Genomic DNA, 15930 nt, shown 5'->3' on the forward strand with positions numbered 1-15930 from the left:
AAGGGCTTGAGACTGATTAGAATGATTTAGCAAAGACTCTACGCTGCCACATTCTTATCGCTCTCAGGAAGTCTATTTTTCTAAACTCTGGCCAAAATACATCGCTGAAATAAGCTAAACAATTGGTGGTCTGCCAAGGTAGGAAATTTGAAAGCCTTTGCTCGCCTCCAGTCCTTATGAGTATATCAACAGACTCGTATCCGTTATCCGAGTAGAGAAAGCGCTCGATGAGATGGCGATCTATCTCTTCAGGCCTAATTTTACCACCTTCAACGAGCCTTAATACGCATCTTATGGCATCTACTAGCTCCTGTCTGCCACCGTAGGCTAGGGCTATGTTCAGGTTATATCTATCGTAGTCTCTCGTAGCCCTCTCAAGATCATCCACTACTTTTTGAACATTTTCTGGTAGTAATTCCCTCTTACCGACTATTCTAACTCTTACCTTGTTCTTGTGTATCCTCCTATCTTCCATTAGCCTTCTTAACTCTCTCTCCATGAGCTTGAACAAGTTTATCTTTTCTTCCTCGCTTCTTCTGAAGTTTTCTGTTGAGAACGCGTAGGCTGTCACCGTCTTAATTTTAAGCTCCAAGCACCATTTCAAAACCTCTTCAGCCTTTCTTGACCCGAAGAAATGTCCCATGTACGAGGGCAATCCTTTCTTCTTTGCATACCTCCTGTTTCCATCCATTATGAAAGCTACGTGCTTCGGTGGTGGAAACTTCTTTACCTCTTTCAGGAGTTTAATTTCATAGAGTTTATATATGGCTTTCATGAAAACTCCCTCAAAACAGACTTTACAAGTTCTATGTATTCGGGCTTGATGTAATATCTGTTCTTTTCGCCAGTCTCCGTTCTAACTATACCCAAACGAGTGTTCATCAGTCCCAGCATTGCGGAAACCCCTCTCAAATTTACGTCATAGCCTTTTGCCTTCAAAATTTCGTAGATCTCAGAGGTAGTGTATTTTCTCCCGTCGATCATGATGGACAGTACTTCTCTCCTAATGCCTTTTTTATCCCTTTTTAGGTAGTTTACAAGCCTGTCTTGAATTCTGTCTATCATACTGGATTAACCTCTACAACTACCCTTTTAGAGGTAGGATACCTTTCGATTATAAAAACGTTTGTTCCGAGCTTTTTCAACAGACTCGAATACTCTTCGACAAATTCTACGGAAGTCTCGACTCCCCCTTCTACAACGACGTAATCTTCCGACCTTTTCAAACCCTTTGATTGTAAGAACTCTTCGATGACCCTTACATCACCTTCAATGTAACCGCAGATCACAGTTCCTTCCCTCGTTATGATGTAGAAGTCCGGCAGATTCTTGGCCATTCTGATAAGCCTTCTCCTGAGCTGAGCTTTATCTTTGAATCTGGCACTACAGTAATGAAACTTATTAACGTTCTCAGCATAAGCCTTGATTATTTCATCACAGTTAGAACAGCCGTAGTGATCGTTTGGCCTGAATCCCTTAGCTATTAGGTTTTCGTAGTTGGTTGATGAGAACTCCAGTTCGTTGAGGTTGAGGAATATGTCTAACTTGTTTGTAATCTCAACAAGCTCATCGCTGTAGGCTATCGACGGAATTTCAAATCCGACATCCATTTCAAGCTTTTTAGCTGTTTTTATTGGCTCCTCGTAAGCTTTAACGTTCCTAAGCTCTGGTGGATGAAACCTGATTTCATCAAGATGCTTAAGCTTACTCAAGACACTTTCCTTAGCTGGGATGGCTGTATACAGATGGCTGTGCAAATCTTTGAATGTTTTGAGAAATTCTACAACCCTGTCAAGTTTTAGTAAAGGTTCGCCACCAGTTATTGCAATTCCCTCAGCGGACATAGCATTTGCCTCTTCGATTGCATCCTCGATTCTTTTAACCTCTCTCTCATTCGCAAAGACTACATCTTTTCCCCTTCTCTCCTCTGAAATGGGACAGTAGAAGCATGAGTTGTTGCAGATCCCAGTGACAAATAAAACCATTTTAGCTCCTCTTCTGCACAGCTTACATCCTTCGCTTAGGTAGCTGTAAAAGCTTCCAGCCTCTATTCGTTTGAACTTTCTCACAGGCATTGAGTTTAATGCACAGATTTTAATATCTATCTCTGCTAACCTATCATTGACTCCTGACTCTCACCGCATTAGCTCATATAAAACTGCTTTGTGTAGTAAATACCGTAAGTTTGGTTGTTAATCGATTGTAGGTTGCTACTTTTCCAACAATAAAAGAAAGCAAGCACGAGATCGAAAACTATTGTGAACCCAAAGGTTTAAAAAGCGATTGCAAAATTCGAGACTTACCGATGAATGATGACAAATAGGGGAAGGAGGTGATGGGAATGGCGTATGTAAGATTTGAAGTTCCTGAAGAGATACAGCAGGAAGCTTTGGCTCTGCTTGAGAAGGCGAGAGAGACAGGAAAGATAAAGAAAGGTACAAACGAAACTACAAAAGCCGTCGAAAGAGGTTTGGCTAAGCTGGTTTACATAGCCATGGATGTCGATCCACCAGAAATCGTAGCTCACCTACCTCTGCTCTGCGAGGAGAAGAACATACCATACGTCTACGTAAAGAGCAAAGCTGATTTGGGTAAAGCTGCCGGAATAGAAGTTCCTGCTGCATCCGCATGCATCATCGATGAAGGAGAAGCCAAGAAAGAGCTCAAGGATCTGATTGAGAAGCTTAGAGGATTGAGGAAGTAACCTTTTTATATTTACTTGCTTGGTGATTGAACATGGAAGAGGATGTTGCACCAGCTGAGGTAATCGAGATAATCGGCAGAACTGGAATGCACGGTGAAGCTACTCAGGTAAAGGTAAAGATACTTGATGGGCCTAACAAGGGTAGGATTATTACGAGAAACGTGTTCGGGCCAGTTAGGGTAGGAGATGTGTTGATGATCAAGGAAACAGCGAGAGAGGCTAGGAAGCTCATCGTGAGGTGATTGAAATGGAGAAGAGAGTCTGTTCATTCTGCGGATACGAGATCGAGCCGGGAACTGGCAAGATGGTTGTCAGAAAAGATGGAAAGATCCTGTACTTCTGCTCCCGCAAGTGCGAGAAGAACATGCTTGAACTCAAGAGAAATCCAAGAAAGCTCAAGTGGACAAAGTTCTACGTTAAAGGTGGACAGTAAAATCAGATTTTCTCCAAAACTGATCTCACCTTTTCTTCCATACCTTTACGCTTTTTCCTCCAGTCTGCCTTTATAACAATATACACTCTCGGTACTCCCTTGGATTCGAGCCTATTTACAGCTTCATCCATCAAATCTGCCAACTCTCTGAAGTTTTTTATTTCAAAAACGGTTCCCATTGGATTGACGGAGAACTTTATACCCCTCTCTTTCAGCAACCTCACAACCTCGCTTACATACTCGCTCTGTGACTCACTTACACCAATTGAAACAACGGAAATTTCGACTATCATAATTTGACGTATCAGATAAATTTTAAAACAGTATTCGATTGATGATGGCATGGAGAGGACTTTTGTTATGATCAAGCCAGATGGGGTTCAGAGATGCCTAATAGGTGAGATAATTTCGAGACTCGAGAAAAAGGGGCTGAAGATCGTTGCAATGAAAATGATGAAGATTGAGAGAGATTTGGCTGAAAGACATTATGCGGAGCATAAAGGAAAACCGTTCTTCGAAAGCTTGGTCAGTTACGTGACATCTGGACCGGTTGTAGCTATGGTTGTTGAGGGCAAGAATGCAATAAAGATCGTGAGAACTCTAGTAGGAGCAACAAATCCAGCCGAGGCTGCACCGGGAACTATAAGAGGAGATTTTGGCATGGAAGTCGGGAGAAACGTAATCCACGCATCAGATTCCCCTGAGTCAGCTGAGAGGGAGATTGCCCTATTCTTCAAGCCAGATGAGATAGTCGAATACAGGAGAATAGACGAAGATTGGCTTTACGAATAAAGTTTTTTAAACCCATATCCATACCTCTTTTTTGCGGTGATGACAATGAGTAAAGAGGAGAAGAAGCTTCGAACACCAATAGTTGCAGTGCTCGGTCACGTTGATCACGGAAAATGTCTTACCCCAGAGTCTCTCGTAGCGACACCGGAGGGTTTGGTAAAAATTAAAGACTTCTTCGACTCCGCTCAGCCTTACTTTAGGGAGAACGGATGTGAGGTTAGAAAGATTTCCACAGTAGTTCAGGGTTTATCTGCAGATGCCAAAAACTCTGTGTTCAATTCAACTCACGTATGGAAGCTTAGACATAGAGGAAAGGTCGTAAAGATTAAGCTTAAGAACTGGCACACAGTAACGACGACTCCCGAGCATCCGTTTTTAACCAACACAGGATGGAAAAAGGCTTGCGAGCTTAGAGTTGGCGATTTCGTAGCGATTCCTAAAAAAATCGTCGGAAACGAGAGGTTTGAAAGATTTCTGAGCTACGTTTACTCGAAGTTTGGTGGGGATGCAATATTTAGGGTCGAGGAGGATAAATTAAAGGACGTAACTCTGCCATCTCAAAAGGCTTACAAGGTTAAGAGAAATGTCTTCAGAATAGAAGAGATTAGAGAGTTGGGACTTTTCGATTCCATCGAAAGCTTTGCGTTCTGTTCAAGAAAACGACGTTGCGGTAAGCCGAGATACTATCTGAGATTCCCAAGAAGTGTTGAAGACTGGAAGGCAGTATTTTACTTGGCTGGCGTCCTGTTTGGAGATGGGAGTGTGTCGAAAATTGCAAACAACGATGGAGAAGTTTTTGAAAGGATCAAACGTATAGAATCTTTGGGTGTTGAAGTAGTTAGGATTAGAAGACACTCATCATACGAGATAGAATTTAGGAAGGGTAGAAACACCCTCTTTAAGTTCATCAAAATGCTGTTTGACTATCCCGAAAAAAGGAAGTCGCACACGATTGAGGTCCCGCAAATACTGTTTTTAGCACCGAAGGAACTTGTTGCGGAGTTTATTAAAGGTTACTTCGATGCAGATGCAACGGTAAACAAGCGTTCCGTTAGAATAGAGGTTTCGAGTGCTTCTCACGAGTTCATCCTCAAGCTATCGTTGGTTTTGTTGAGGTTTGGAATTTTATCCAAGATATACCGCATCAGCAAGTGCTACAACGGTAAAATGTGTAAATACTCCCTGCTAATAATTTCTGGTAAGAGAAATCTCGAAAACTACGCAAAATACATTGGATTTTCCGTCAAACATAAGATTGAATCTTTGAAAAAGATTGTTAGGAAAAGTAAGAAAAGCGAAGCCTATCCGTTGCAAAAAGAACTAAAGAGGCTTAGAATACTGTTCGGATTTACGAAATCGGAGATTAGCAAAATTATTCCGTTCTACACTAAATACGAAAGCTGTCAGATGCCGAGCTACGAAATCGTAAAAAGATTCTTGAAGGTTTTGGAAAGGGGTTGTAAAAACCTGAATAAAAAAATTGGAGTCTTAGAAGGTAAGATTAGAGATTCAAATTACGTTAAAGCGTTTGTAAGCGATGGTCTGCTGGATGAGAATGGAAACCTCACGGATTTGGGTAGAGAAGCTTTGAACATCTGGAAGAACATGGAGTTCGATTTGAAGGATATAAAGTATCTTGAAAATCTAATTGAGAACGTTGCGTTTGTCGAGGTTGAAGATGTTGAGGAAATAGATTACGATGGATACGTTTACGACTTAACAACACCAACGCACAACTTCGTTGCGAACGGTGTAATTGTTCACAACACGACGCTACTTGATAAAATAAGAAAGACCAGAGTGGCTCAGAAGGAGGTAGGTGGAATTACGCAGCACATAGGTGCTACGGAAATTCCAATAGACGTGATTAAAAAGATTTGCAAGGATTTCCTCAAGAATGTTAAGATAACGATTCCCGGTTTGCTGTTTATAGACACTCCAGGTCATCAAGCTTTTACGAATTTGAGGAAGAGAGGAGGAGCTTTGGCAGATTTGGCAGTTTTGGTTGTAGATATAAATGAAGGATTTAAGCCTCAGACTGAAGAAGCAATTTCAATCCTTAAAACTTTCAGAACTCCTTTCGTCGTTTGTGCAAACAAGATAGACAAGATACCTGGATGGAAGAGTGTTCCTGACGCCCCATTCTTGAAGAGCTACGCTCAGCAGGATGAATACGCTAAGAGGAACTTGGAGAACAAGATTTATGAGCTTATAGGGGAGCTTTACAAACACGGCTTTAACGCTGACAGGTTTGATCGCATAAGGGATTTCACAAGGACTGTTGCTATAGTCCCGACATCAGCTGTAACTGGTGAGGGAATTCCGGAGCTTCTAATGGTTTTGGTTGGATTAGCCCAAAAATACTTGGAGAAGTCTTTGAGGTTGCATGTAGAAGGCAAGGCTAAGGGAACGATTCTTGAGGTTAAGGAAGAGAAGGGATTGGGTGTTACGTGCGATGCCATCCTCTACGACGGAACCCTAAAGGTTGGAGATACGATCGCGATAGCTGGAATAGACGACGTTATCGTTACAAAAGTGAGGGCTATTCTGAAGCCGAGACCGGTTCAGGACATAAGAATGGAGAGAAAATTTGTGGGTGTTAAGCAGGTTACAGCAGCAGCTGGAATAAAGATAGTTGCTCCCAATTTGGAGAACGTTTTGGCTGGGAGCGAGTTCGAGGTTATTGAGAGTGAGGAAGATGTTAAAAAATTCAGGGAGAGAGTCAGAAAGGAGTATGAGGAAATTGCAATAAGGACTGATGAGGAAGGAATAGTTTTGAAAACAGATACGCTCGGTTCCCTTGAGGCACTTATAAACGAGCTTAAGAGGGCTGGAATTCCTATAAAGAAAGCTGAAGTAGGAGATGTTGATAAGAGGGATGTTGTGGAAGCTTCAGCTAACAAGGACGAAGTTAACAAGGTAGTTTTAGCTTTTAATGTGAAGCTGTTGCCGGGAGTAGCTGAGGAAGCTGAGAAATACGGTGTTAAAATCTTTCAGGACAGCATAATCTACTCTCTTGTAGATAACTACGTTAAGTGGAGAGAAGAGACGAAAGCTCTGAAAGAGAAGCAGAGAATAGAGGCTCTGATCAAGCCGGGCAAGATAAAGCTTCTGCCAGAGTTCATATTCAGGAGGAGCAAGCCCGCAATAGTTGGAGTTAGAGTTTTGGCTGGAGAGCTCAGGAAAGATGTTACTCTTATCAAGCCAGACGGGACGAAGGTAGGAACTGTCAGGAGTATGCAGAAGGAGGGTAAGAACGTAAACATTGCCAAGGAAGGAGAGGAGTTAGCAATTGCAATAGATGGAGTCACCATAGGTAGGCAGCTGGAGGGTAACGAGGTTCTCTACGTCGATGTCCCGGAGAACCATGCGAGGATAATAGAGAGGGAGTTCATGGACATACTCAGCGAGAAGGCTAAGGAGGCATTTAAGGAGTTCTTAGAGATAAAAAGGAAGCAAAATCCGTTATGGGCTAAATAGCCTTCAAAATCTCGCTCCAAACTATCCCAACTACATCGATCCCGTTAGCTTTGAGAACGAAGTTCAGTATCGCACCGATTATAGCTCCCACAAGTAGGGATGCTAATATCCTAACCTTGACTATCAGCACTATTGCTATTATCAACAGAATCAGCGTCGATGCCTGCGTTAAATGAGCTTGTACCTCGTTAACAGCCTGACCGAGCATGTTGAAGATCGTTGCAATTCCGTTAAATCCAAATAGAAATCCAACTGCTACGCCAATAACAGCCCACTTGTCCATAGCGCAGTCTGGATTTAATCCGATTTAAGGTTTTCTACAAACTCCTCCATTCTTTCAACAGCCTCTTTCAACTTCTCCATGCTAACAGCATAGGCGCATCTTACAAATCCTTCTCCACATTCCCCGAAAGCGTTTCCTGGAACTACAGCCACGCCTTTTTCGATCAAGAGCCTTTCGGCAAACTCCTCACTGCTCAAGCCAGTTTCCTTTATACTCGGAAATGCATAGAAAGCCCCTTCGGGCATTTTTACATCCAAAAACTTGCTAAGTCTCTTAACAAAGAAATTTCTCCTCCGCATATATTCAGCCCTTATCTTGTCCATCTCCTCATCCTTCAGCTTTAGAGCCTCCAAAGCTCCGATTTGAGATGTTATCGGAGCGCAGAGCATGCAGTATTGATGAATTTTCGTCATAGCTTGAACTATTTCATCGGGAGCAATTGCGTAACCTATCCTGAACCCTGTCATGGCATAAGCCTTCGAGAAACCGTTGAGTATTACTGTTTTCTCCTCCATACCGTTCAAACTCGCTATGCTAACATGCTTACCCTTGTAGGTTAGCTCTGCGTAGATCTCGTCGCTTATAACGATCATATCATTATCTATGACGAAATCGGCTATCTCTTCAAGCTCCTTCTTGGTGTAAGTTATGCCAGTTGGGTTGTTTGGATAGTTTAAGACCAAAACCTTCGGCTCGAATTTTGAATAAGGCTTGAGTACATCGTAGTTGAGTCTAAAATCTGGATTCGTAGGAATGCTTACGGGCTCTCCATAAGCTAGAAATGCAAGAGGCTTGTATGCTACGTAGCAAGGCTCTGGAATTAGAACAACATCACCGGGATTGATTGTAGCCCTTAAAGCCAGATCCAACCCTTCACTGACTCCAGTTGTAACTAAGACGTTCTCTCCACTGGTTTCAACTCCAAACTTCTTGTAATATTCCGCAATACCATCTCTAAGCTCCTTCAAGCCCAGATTTGATGTGTAGGATGTCCATCCCTTTTCGAGGGAGTAGATCATGCTCTCTCTGATACTCCAAGGTACAGGGAAGTCCGGCTCTCCTACACCTAAGCTGATAACGTCTTTCCTACCTATGACTAGCTCGAAGAACCTCCTTATTCCGGATGGACGTATGGCTTGAACCCTTTCACTTATCTTACGGGACAAAGGCAAGCCTCCTATCTTCTTCATCCTTAAAGAGCAAAACTCCTTCCTCCTTATAACTTCTCAAGACGAAGTGAGTAAACGTATCTCTTACCTCCGGTAGCGTAGAAATCTTTTCAGCTACGAAGAAAGCGACATCTTTGAGAGATTTACCCTTAACAACAACTTGAAAATCGTAATCACCGCTTATAAGCCTAACAGCGTGCACCTCAGGAAACTTTGCAATCCTCTTTGCTATGTCGTCGTAACTTTTCTCCCTCGTTAACGTTACACGAACGTCGATGATTGCATAAACTACGTCTTCTCCAATCTTCTCCCAATCTATTAGAGTCTTATACTTGAGAATTACTCCTTCTTCCTCAAACTTTTTGATTATTCTAGCTACTTCATCTTCACTCAAACCTACCATCTCAGCAATTTCCTTCGGAGTGAGTCTCGCGTTGTCCTCAAGAATTCTAAGAATCTCCAACTCCTTAGACATCGCACGGAATAAGCACTGATTAATAAAATGTTTTGCGGTAAACGCTTAAATAACATTCACAAACTTTGGGCATGGATGACGTAATCATCGGTTTGGAAGTTCATGTCCAGTTGAACAAGTTGAAGACTAAACTCTTCTGCTCCTGTCCTCTAAACTATCACGACAGCGAACCGAACACCCACGTATGTCCGGTCTGCTTAGGATTGCCGGGGGCTATGCCGGTGGTAAATAAGGAAGCAGTTAAAGCTGCTATCAAGGTTGCTTTAGCCTTAAATGCTGAAGTTCAGCCAGTTGCCATATTCGACAGAAAGAACTACTTCTATCCCGACTTACCCAAAGGATTTCAGATAAGCCAATACGACAAGCCTTTGGCTTTGGGTGGTTACGTTACGATTGAAACTGAGGAAGGAGAGAAGAAGATCACACTCAAAAGGATTCACATGGAAGAGGATCCAGGCAAGTTAGTTTATAAGGGATCGATAACCACAGCCAAATACTGCCTAATAGACTACAACCGTTCTGGAGCACCTCTGCTTGAGATCGTTACCGAGCCTGTTATGAACTCCCCCAAGGAGGCTAGGTTGTTCCTGAACAAGCTTAGAATGATTTTGGAGTATTTGGACGTATTCGACGGTAATCTTGAAGGAGCTATGAGGGTGGATGCGAACGTATCGATAAGGGGTGGTGGAAGGGTTGAAATCAAGAACATATCAAGCTTTAAGGGAGTTGAGAGAGCTTTGACTTACGAGATTGCGAGGCAGAGAAATCTGATCAGAATGGGTAGGAGGGTTGAGAGGGAAACGAGACATTACGACGAAGTGAACAACATAACAGTCTCGTTGAGAAGCAAGGAGGAGGAGCAGGATTACCGCTACTTCCCCGAGCCTGATTTGGTTCCAATTTACACCGCCGAATTGCTTGAAGAGGTTAAGGGAACTTTACCAGAGATGCCAGAGGAAAAGAGAGAAAGATTGAAGAGGGAATACGGCATCGGAGACAACTTCGCAAAAGTTCTAATCCTCGATAAGGTGATGGCTGATTACTTTGAAGAAGTTGCTAAGGAGATTGATCCAAAGCTCTCTGCAAGCTGGATTGTTGATGTATTAAGAGGAGAGTTGAATTACAGAGGAAGGGACTTCAGATTTGCCTATGAAGTTTTTAAGCCAAAGGAGTTTGCGAAGCTTCTGAGTTATCTCAAGAAGGGTATGATTACGGAGAAAGGGGCTGTTGAGGTCATCAGGACTAAGCTCGATCACGGTGGAGATGTTGATGAGATAATCAGGTCTAGGGGTCTGTTTGCTATAAGTAGGGAGGAGGTTGAAAAGATTTGCAGAGAAGTTGTTGAAGAGTGCAGGAAGGCTGTTGAGGATTACAGGTCTGGTAAGAAGCAGGCTCTCGATTATTTAGTCGGACAGGTTATGAAGAGGACAAGGGGTAAGGCTGATCCAGCTGAAACTGCTAAGATAATCAGGAGTTTGATAGAGGGTTGAAAAGTCTACAAAGTACACAGCATAGTGAATTACAGAGGTTAAGAGGGCTATAAAAGCTATAAAAGTGGTTAGTGAACCCCCGTCTGGGACCACACCTTCATCGCTCGCTGGTGCTTCACCGCTTGGGAGTGGGTGAGCCTGTTATGCATTTACACGATCGATATTTAAGCTTTAACAGAAAGGTTAAGGTTGCATTCGCAGTTTATACGATCATCGCAATACTAAAACTGGTCTGTTATTTCTTGACTGGCTTTTTGGTGATGTTTGCCGAGTTTCTGCACAATTTGGTGGACATAACGATATTTTCGACAATAGTGTACACTCGCAAGTTGTCGGAAAAGCCACCCGATTCCACTCACCCATTCGGTCACGGTTTGGCTCAGAATGTTGGTAGTGTTGTGATTTCAGTCGTTTTCGTGACAGTTATAGCGTTGGAGTTGGTAAGAGAGGGTATCGAGAGAATTCTCCACCCCTATACAGGGCACTTTCCAGAATTGGCCATTACAGTTCTAATTTTCAGCTTGGTAGCCTCATCGATTCTCTACGTAATCTTCGGTAGTGAGATAGTTGCAGAGAGAGCGACAAGAGCGGAGCTTTACAACGATATACTTTCAAATGTAGGGGCACTAGCGGGGATCTTACTCACTTCCGTCGGTTATCCGAGAGCGGACGGTTTTCTAACGATTTTCATAGCTTTTCTGATATGCAGGAACGGTTACAGGCTTTTTAAGGAAAACGTCACGTATCTACTCGGTAAAAGTCCAGATGAAGAAGTTTACGTTAAGATCAAGGAAATAACGGAATCCTTTCCAGAAGTTTTAGACGTTCACGACATCATAGCAATCTATACGGGGGAAAATTCACTTCACGTCGATATGCACGTAACCGTGAGGGGGGATATGAAGGTTAAAGAGGCGGATGAGCTAACCAAAAGAATTGCGAAGAAGCTTATGGAGAATATTCCAGAGATAAGCTACGTATTAATTCACGTTTGCGCCGAAAGGGGAGAAATCGTTAAATCGACCAGTAACAACGTCATGAGAAAGGTTTACGATATGTAGCCCGCGCGGAGCCCACGGGGTCTCATGCTTCTCAACCCCGCCGGGTTTGCGGGCATTGTTTACTACGCATGGAGGTATTAATCGTTAACGCTTAGGTTTTTATATTTTCAGCGCATTCACTCTTTCAATGGAAGCGGAAATCTGGGTTGAAAAGTACAGGCCTAAGACCTTGGACGAAGTGGTCGATCAGGAGGAAGTTGTTAAGAGGTTGAAAAACTACGTCAAACAGAAGAACATACCTCACCTACTCTTCGCGGGTCCTCCTGGGACTGGTAAAACAGCAACGGCAATAGCCTTAACGAGAGATTTGTTCGGAGAAAATTGGAGGGATAACTTCATTGAGCTAAATGCTTCGGTTTCTAAGGATACACCTATACTCGTAAGGATAGACGGTCAAATCAGGAGGGTAACGTTCGAAGAACTCGACAAAATATACTTCAAGGACTCGAATGAGGAATATGTTAAGGTTGACAACTTGGAAGTCTTGACCGTTGATAGGAACTACAAAGTTGCATGGGCGAAAGTTTCGACACTAATCAGACATTGGGTTCCAAAGATTCTCAGGATTCATTTGGAAGGTGGTGGCGTAATAGAACTGACGGGAAATCATTCAGTAATGATTCTGAGCGAGGAGGGGTTAAAAGCAATCAAAGCAAGCGAAATTAAGGAAGGAGAATACCTTCTAAGCTTTACCGCGGAACTTGAAGGAAATCTTAACGTTATAGATCTATCAGACTACGGATCCAAGGTCGTAACTTCAAGAACTGTTGTGTTAAATGATCTGGAACTAAACGAAAATAGCTCATGGGTCTTTGGACTATACACCGCAGGGGGAGCTGTAGGGTTTAAAGGTAATACATCTGGTCAAATTGTTTATACGGTAAATGCGGAAGAACAGAATTTAGCGAACCGAATAGGGAATTTTGCCGATTACTACAACATCGGTGTTTACGAAAACTACACCACTTCCGGTTTCAATAGAGAAAGATTATCAGCTAAGCAGATCAGAATATTAAGCACACAGTTGGCTAAATTCTTCAGAGACAACTTCTACGATGGAAATGGCTTCAAGGCTAAGAACAAGCGAGTTCCAAGCTTCATGTTCTCGGCAAAGCTTGAGAACAGATTGTCTTATCTCAAAGGCTTGTATGAGGGCGATGGCTACGGTGAGTGGGGCAACGTTATCAGAATATTCTCGGTTTCGAAGGATTTGCTAATTGATGTTGCTTGGCTCGCAAGGATTTCCGGAATTGAAAGCTCGATATTCGATAGAGAGGTTAGACTGATATGGAGAGGCAAAATGAACTGGAAGAAAAGTGATCTCCTACCAGCGAAGCCAATTATATCATTGATTGAAAAGATAGAGAAAAAGATCAAAGGAAACTGGAGATACGAGTTTAGACATCAACTATATGATGGAAGGGATAGGATTTCAAAGGATACGCTTAAAAGAATCGTGAAGATGATCGATGAATACGAGCTGTCCGAAAACGAGAAGAAGATATTTGAATTGCTTAAAAAGCTTGCTTGCACAGACTTGCACGCTTTAAAAGTTAAGAAGATTGAAATAGTAGATTACGACGACTACGTTTACGATGTTTCAGTGCCGAACAATGAAATGTTCTTCGCTGGAAACATTCCCATCTTACTGCACAACTCCGATGAAAGGGGGATAGACGTTGTTAGACATAAGATAAAGGAGTTTGCGAGGACTGCTCCGATTGGAGGAGCTCCTTTCAAAATAATCTTCTTGGATGAAGCTGATGCACTGACTCCTGATGCGCAAGCTGCTTTAAGAAGGACTATGGAGATGTATTCCAAGACTTGCAGATTTATACTGAGCTGTAACTACATAAGCAGAATTATCGAGCCAATACAGAGTAGATGTGCCGTTTTCAAGTTCAAACCCGTTCCGCCAGAGGCTATGAAGAAGAGGCTTAAGGAGATTGCTGAGAAAGAGGGGGTTAAGATTACCGACGACGCTTTAGATGCTTTGGTTTACATAGCAAACGGAGATTTTAGAAAGGCTATAAACGCTTTGCAAGGTGCTGCAGCTTTGGGTGAGGTTGTTACTGCTGAAGCTATTTATCAGATTACAGCAACTGCAAGACCTGAGGAAATGAGAAAGCTCATAGAGACTGCTTTGAGCGGTAAGTTCTTAGAAGCTAGACAAATTTTGGACAGGATGATGGTCGAATATGGTATGAGCGGTGAGGACATTGTTTCACAGCTTTTCAGGGAGATAATATCTTCGAACTTGGATGAGAGGGTTAAGGTTATGCTGATAGACAAGCTTGGAGAGATAGATTTCAGGCTGACGGAAGGAGCTCACGACAGGATCCAGCTTGACGCCTATTTAGCATATTTAGCAACTATTGGTAAAAAGCTGTCATGAAGGTCAGAATAGCCGGATTGCATGCAAGTGACAAGAAACCAGTTGTTGGAGATGAAGTCGTCATTAGGGGATACGTCCAGAGGTACGATGATAAGAGAAAGATGTGGATTCCGATTAGAACGAGAGTCTGGGTGGATGTGGATGGGATAAACTACGGTGTTGTTTACAGCAATCCAGACGGTAGCTTCGAGTTCAGATACAGCTCGGGAGTTAAGGGGAAGAAGAGGGTAGAGTTCAAGGCAGAGGGTTGCAAGAGGGAAATAGAGATCGAATTCGTCGGAGAGGAGGAGAAGAGGAGAGTTAATAGGATTGGAACGATTGTTGTGGCGATTTTAATCCTCCTCTTAATTTTGCTCTACCTGATCATGGTGCTCGTATGATCAACAATTTTAATGAAATTGTTATCGAATGTAACTATTTAATAATAAATGAAATATATAAATTAACCGAAAATTTTATAAATTATGTATGCAAACAAACACACATGGGCGATGAAGTAAGCCTAACGGGAGTTGTGGAGATGACCGTTAGGGCAGAGCCCTTAGTTCAGTTAATCAGAAATTATACGAATGCGCTAAGGTTTGTAGTTCACGAAATTCTGAGAGACCCAAGCAAATACGGTAGATGGAGATATGTCAAAAGAAGCAAAAGAATCAAGTGGGAACACGATTTAAGAAGAATTCACCACAGTTTTTACGAGGTTTTAAAGTATAGATTTAGCTTACCACCGAAGTTTGCAATTGCATGTCAGAAAGAAGCTGTAGCGATTGTTAAGTCGGTTCTAAACAATGAAAACAACGGAGGTAAGTGCGTCATCAAGAATTACAGAGCGAGAGTAGATTACCAAGCTTATAAAATTGAGGTTAGGAATGGTAAATGTTATCTGAAGCTCAGAAACTTTGATGAGATTGAGGTAACGGGATTTTCGAGAAAGTGGTTTACAAAGTTCAAAGATTGGAGATTAGGAGATCTGATAATGAAGCTTGAAAATGGACTCGTTAAGCTCTTCGTAACATTCAAGAAAACTGTTAAGGTAGCAGAACCGTCAGAGAATGCCGTGGCGGTGGATTTAAACTTTGAAGAGGTTGTACTGGGTAACCACGAATTTGAGGTGAGGTTTAAAACACCCTTACGAAAAATCATACACTTGAAAAAGAATCACATCGAGAAAACTCAGAAGAAGTATAATAGGAAGTGGAGATACGTTAAGGGAATAAGAAATGCAATCTCAAGATGGTGGAGCAGAATTAACGGTATTACAAACGATTTCGTAAAGCAAGTCTCAAGAAGGATTGTAGTATTTGTGAAAGAAAGAGGATATGACACGATAGTGCTTGAAGACCTGAACGGGTTAAAGGATGAGCAAGCCAAGTTAAGGAAATCTTGGAGAGAAAGATTTACGTTCTTCGCTTACCGTAAGTTACAGAATTGGATTGAATGGCAGGCTAAGAAAGAAGGATTAGCAGTGGTTTACGTCAATCCCGCAAATACGTCAAAAACCTGTCCTAAGTGCAAGAGCTTGAATACTGAATTCAGAGAAAGAATCCTAATTTGTAAAGATTGTGGATTTACAATGAACAGAGATTCGGTGGCTGTGATTAATTTGGTAGACAGATGGTTGTCCATCATGGGGTGTGCCGTGTGAGGG

The 15930-nt window shown here is 42.3% G+C and carries 17 protein-coding genes; 10 read left to right on the forward strand and 7 right to left on the reverse strand.

Annotated features, from left to right (window positions below):
• Positions 1-16 precede the first annotated feature (16 nt).
• From uppS to ARCPR_RS02475, 3 genes are read right to left on the reverse strand one after another with little or no spacing between them, the layout of a single operon-like run.
• On the reverse strand, positions 17-775 hold the full coding sequence (uppS, locus tag ARCPR_RS02465) for a polyprenyl diphosphate synthase (RefSeq protein ID WP_012939893.1): 759 nt from the start codon (positions 773-775) through the stop codon (positions 17-19).
• A complete protein-coding gene (locus ARCPR_RS02470) occupies positions 772-1065 on the reverse strand; it encodes a DUF2551 domain-containing protein (RefSeq protein WP_012939894.1) in 294 nt (97 codons plus the stop codon). Before ARCPR_RS02470 ends, uppS begins: the two co-directional genes overlap by 4 nt.
• On the reverse strand, positions 1062-2075 hold the full coding sequence (locus ARCPR_RS02475) for a radical SAM protein (RefSeq protein ID WP_012939895.1): 1014 nt from the start codon (positions 2073-2075) through the stop codon (positions 1062-1064). The genes ARCPR_RS02470 and ARCPR_RS02475 overlap by 4 nt, the downstream gene beginning before the upstream one ends.
• Before the next feature lie 266 nt (positions 2076-2341).
• Here ARCPR_RS02475 and rpl7ae point away from each other — a divergent pair, with 266 nt between their 5' ends.
• The 3 genes from rpl7ae to ARCPR_RS02490 are packed head-to-tail and all read left to right on the forward strand — an operon-like array spanning position 2342 to position 3137.
• On the forward strand, positions 2342-2704 hold the full coding sequence (gene rpl7ae / locus ARCPR_RS02480) for a 50S ribosomal protein L7Ae (protein ID WP_012939896.1): 363 nt from the start codon (positions 2342-2344) through the stop codon (positions 2702-2704).
• Positions 2705-2736: 32 nt separating this feature from the next.
• Complete coding sequence (locus ARCPR_RS02485) at positions 2737-2946, forward strand: 30S ribosomal protein S28e (RefSeq protein WP_012939897.1); 210 nt, start codon at positions 2737-2739, stop codon at positions 2944-2946.
• Positions 2947-2951: 5 nt separating this feature from the next.
• Positions 2952-3137, forward strand: coding sequence for a 50S ribosomal protein L24e (locus tag ARCPR_RS02490; RefSeq protein ID WP_012939898.1), 186 nt, complete (start codon positions 2952-2954; stop codon positions 3135-3137).
• Between the two features lie 2 nt (positions 3138-3139).
• Here ARCPR_RS02490 and ARCPR_RS02495 read toward each other — a convergent pair whose 3' ends face one another.
• Entirely contained in the window at positions 3140-3430 is a 291-nt protein-coding gene (locus ARCPR_RS02495) for an MTH1187 family thiamine-binding protein (RefSeq protein ID WP_012939899.1), read from the reverse strand.
• Between the two features lie 49 nt (positions 3431-3479).
• Between ARCPR_RS02495 and ndk the strand changes: the two genes are divergently transcribed.
• The gene (ndk, locus tag ARCPR_RS02500; RefSeq protein WP_012939900.1) at positions 3480-3929 is read left to right on the forward strand and encodes a nucleoside-diphosphate kinase; all 450 of its coding nucleotides are present in this window, start codon (positions 3480-3482) and stop codon (positions 3927-3929) included.
• Positions 3930-3974: 45 nt separating this feature from the next.
• The gene (gene infB, locus ARCPR_RS02505; protein ID WP_012939901.1) at positions 3975-7409 is read left to right on the forward strand and encodes an intein-containing translation initiation factor aIF-2; all 3435 of its coding nucleotides are present in this window, start codon (positions 3975-3977) and stop codon (positions 7407-7409) included.
• Here infB and ARCPR_RS02510 read toward each other — a convergent pair.
• Genes ARCPR_RS02510 through ARCPR_RS02520 form a run of 3 tightly spaced genes read right to left on the reverse strand, consistent with a single transcriptional unit; the run spans position 7402 to position 9336 of the window.
• A complete protein-coding gene (locus ARCPR_RS02510) occupies positions 7402-7692 on the reverse strand; it encodes a hypothetical protein (RefSeq protein WP_012939902.1) in 291 nt (96 codons plus the stop codon). The genes infB and ARCPR_RS02510 overlap by 8 nt on opposite strands.
• A gap of 14 nt (positions 7693-7706) precedes the next feature.
• Positions 7707-8882, reverse strand: coding sequence for a pyridoxal phosphate-dependent aminotransferase (locus tag ARCPR_RS02515; protein ID WP_048084333.1), 1176 nt, complete (start codon positions 8880-8882; stop codon positions 7707-7709).
• Complete coding sequence (locus ARCPR_RS02520) at positions 8848-9336, reverse strand: Lrp/AsnC family transcriptional regulator (protein WP_012939904.1); 489 nt, start codon at positions 9334-9336, stop codon at positions 8848-8850. Before ARCPR_RS02520 ends, ARCPR_RS02515 begins: the two co-directional genes overlap by 35 nt.
• A gap of 71 nt (positions 9337-9407) precedes the next feature.
• Here ARCPR_RS02520 and gatB point away from each other — a divergent pair, with 71 nt between their 5' ends.
• The 5 genes from gatB to ARCPR_RS02545 all read left to right on the forward strand — a co-directional run bounded on the left by gatB (position 9408) and on the right by ARCPR_RS02545 (position 15927).
• Complete coding sequence (gene gatB / locus ARCPR_RS02525; RefSeq protein ID WP_012939905.1) at positions 9408-10826, forward strand: Asp-tRNA(Asn)/Glu-tRNA(Gln) amidotransferase subunit GatB; 1419 nt, start codon at positions 9408-9410, stop codon at positions 10824-10826.
• Between the two features lie 143 nt (positions 10827-10969).
• On the forward strand, positions 10970-11887 hold the full coding sequence (locus ARCPR_RS02530) for a cation diffusion facilitator family transporter (RefSeq protein WP_012939906.1): 918 nt from the start codon (positions 10970-10972) through the stop codon (positions 11885-11887).
• A 127-nt stretch (positions 11888-12014) separates the two neighbouring features.
• Positions 12015-14282 carry a replication factor C small subunit gene (locus ARCPR_RS02535; RefSeq protein ID WP_012939907.1) on the forward strand — a complete coding sequence of 756 codons (2268 nt, stop codon included), beginning with the start codon at positions 12015-12017 and terminating at the stop codon, positions 14280-14282.
• Entirely contained in the window at positions 14279-14662 is a 384-nt protein-coding gene (locus tag ARCPR_RS02540) for a hypothetical protein (RefSeq protein WP_012939908.1), read from the forward strand. Before ARCPR_RS02535 ends, ARCPR_RS02540 begins: the two co-directional genes overlap by 4 nt.
• Positions 14663-14766: 104 nt before the next feature.
• On the forward strand, positions 14767-15927 hold the full coding sequence (locus ARCPR_RS02545; protein WP_048084335.1) for an RNA-guided endonuclease TnpB family protein: 1161 nt from the start codon (positions 14767-14769) through the stop codon (positions 15925-15927).
• Positions 15928-15930 lie beyond the last annotated feature (3 nt).

This window comes from Archaeoglobus profundus DSM 5631, from assembly GCF_000025285.1.
GTDB lineage: Archaea > Halobacteriota > Archaeoglobi > Archaeoglobales > Archaeoglobaceae > Archaeoglobus_B > Archaeoglobus_B profundus.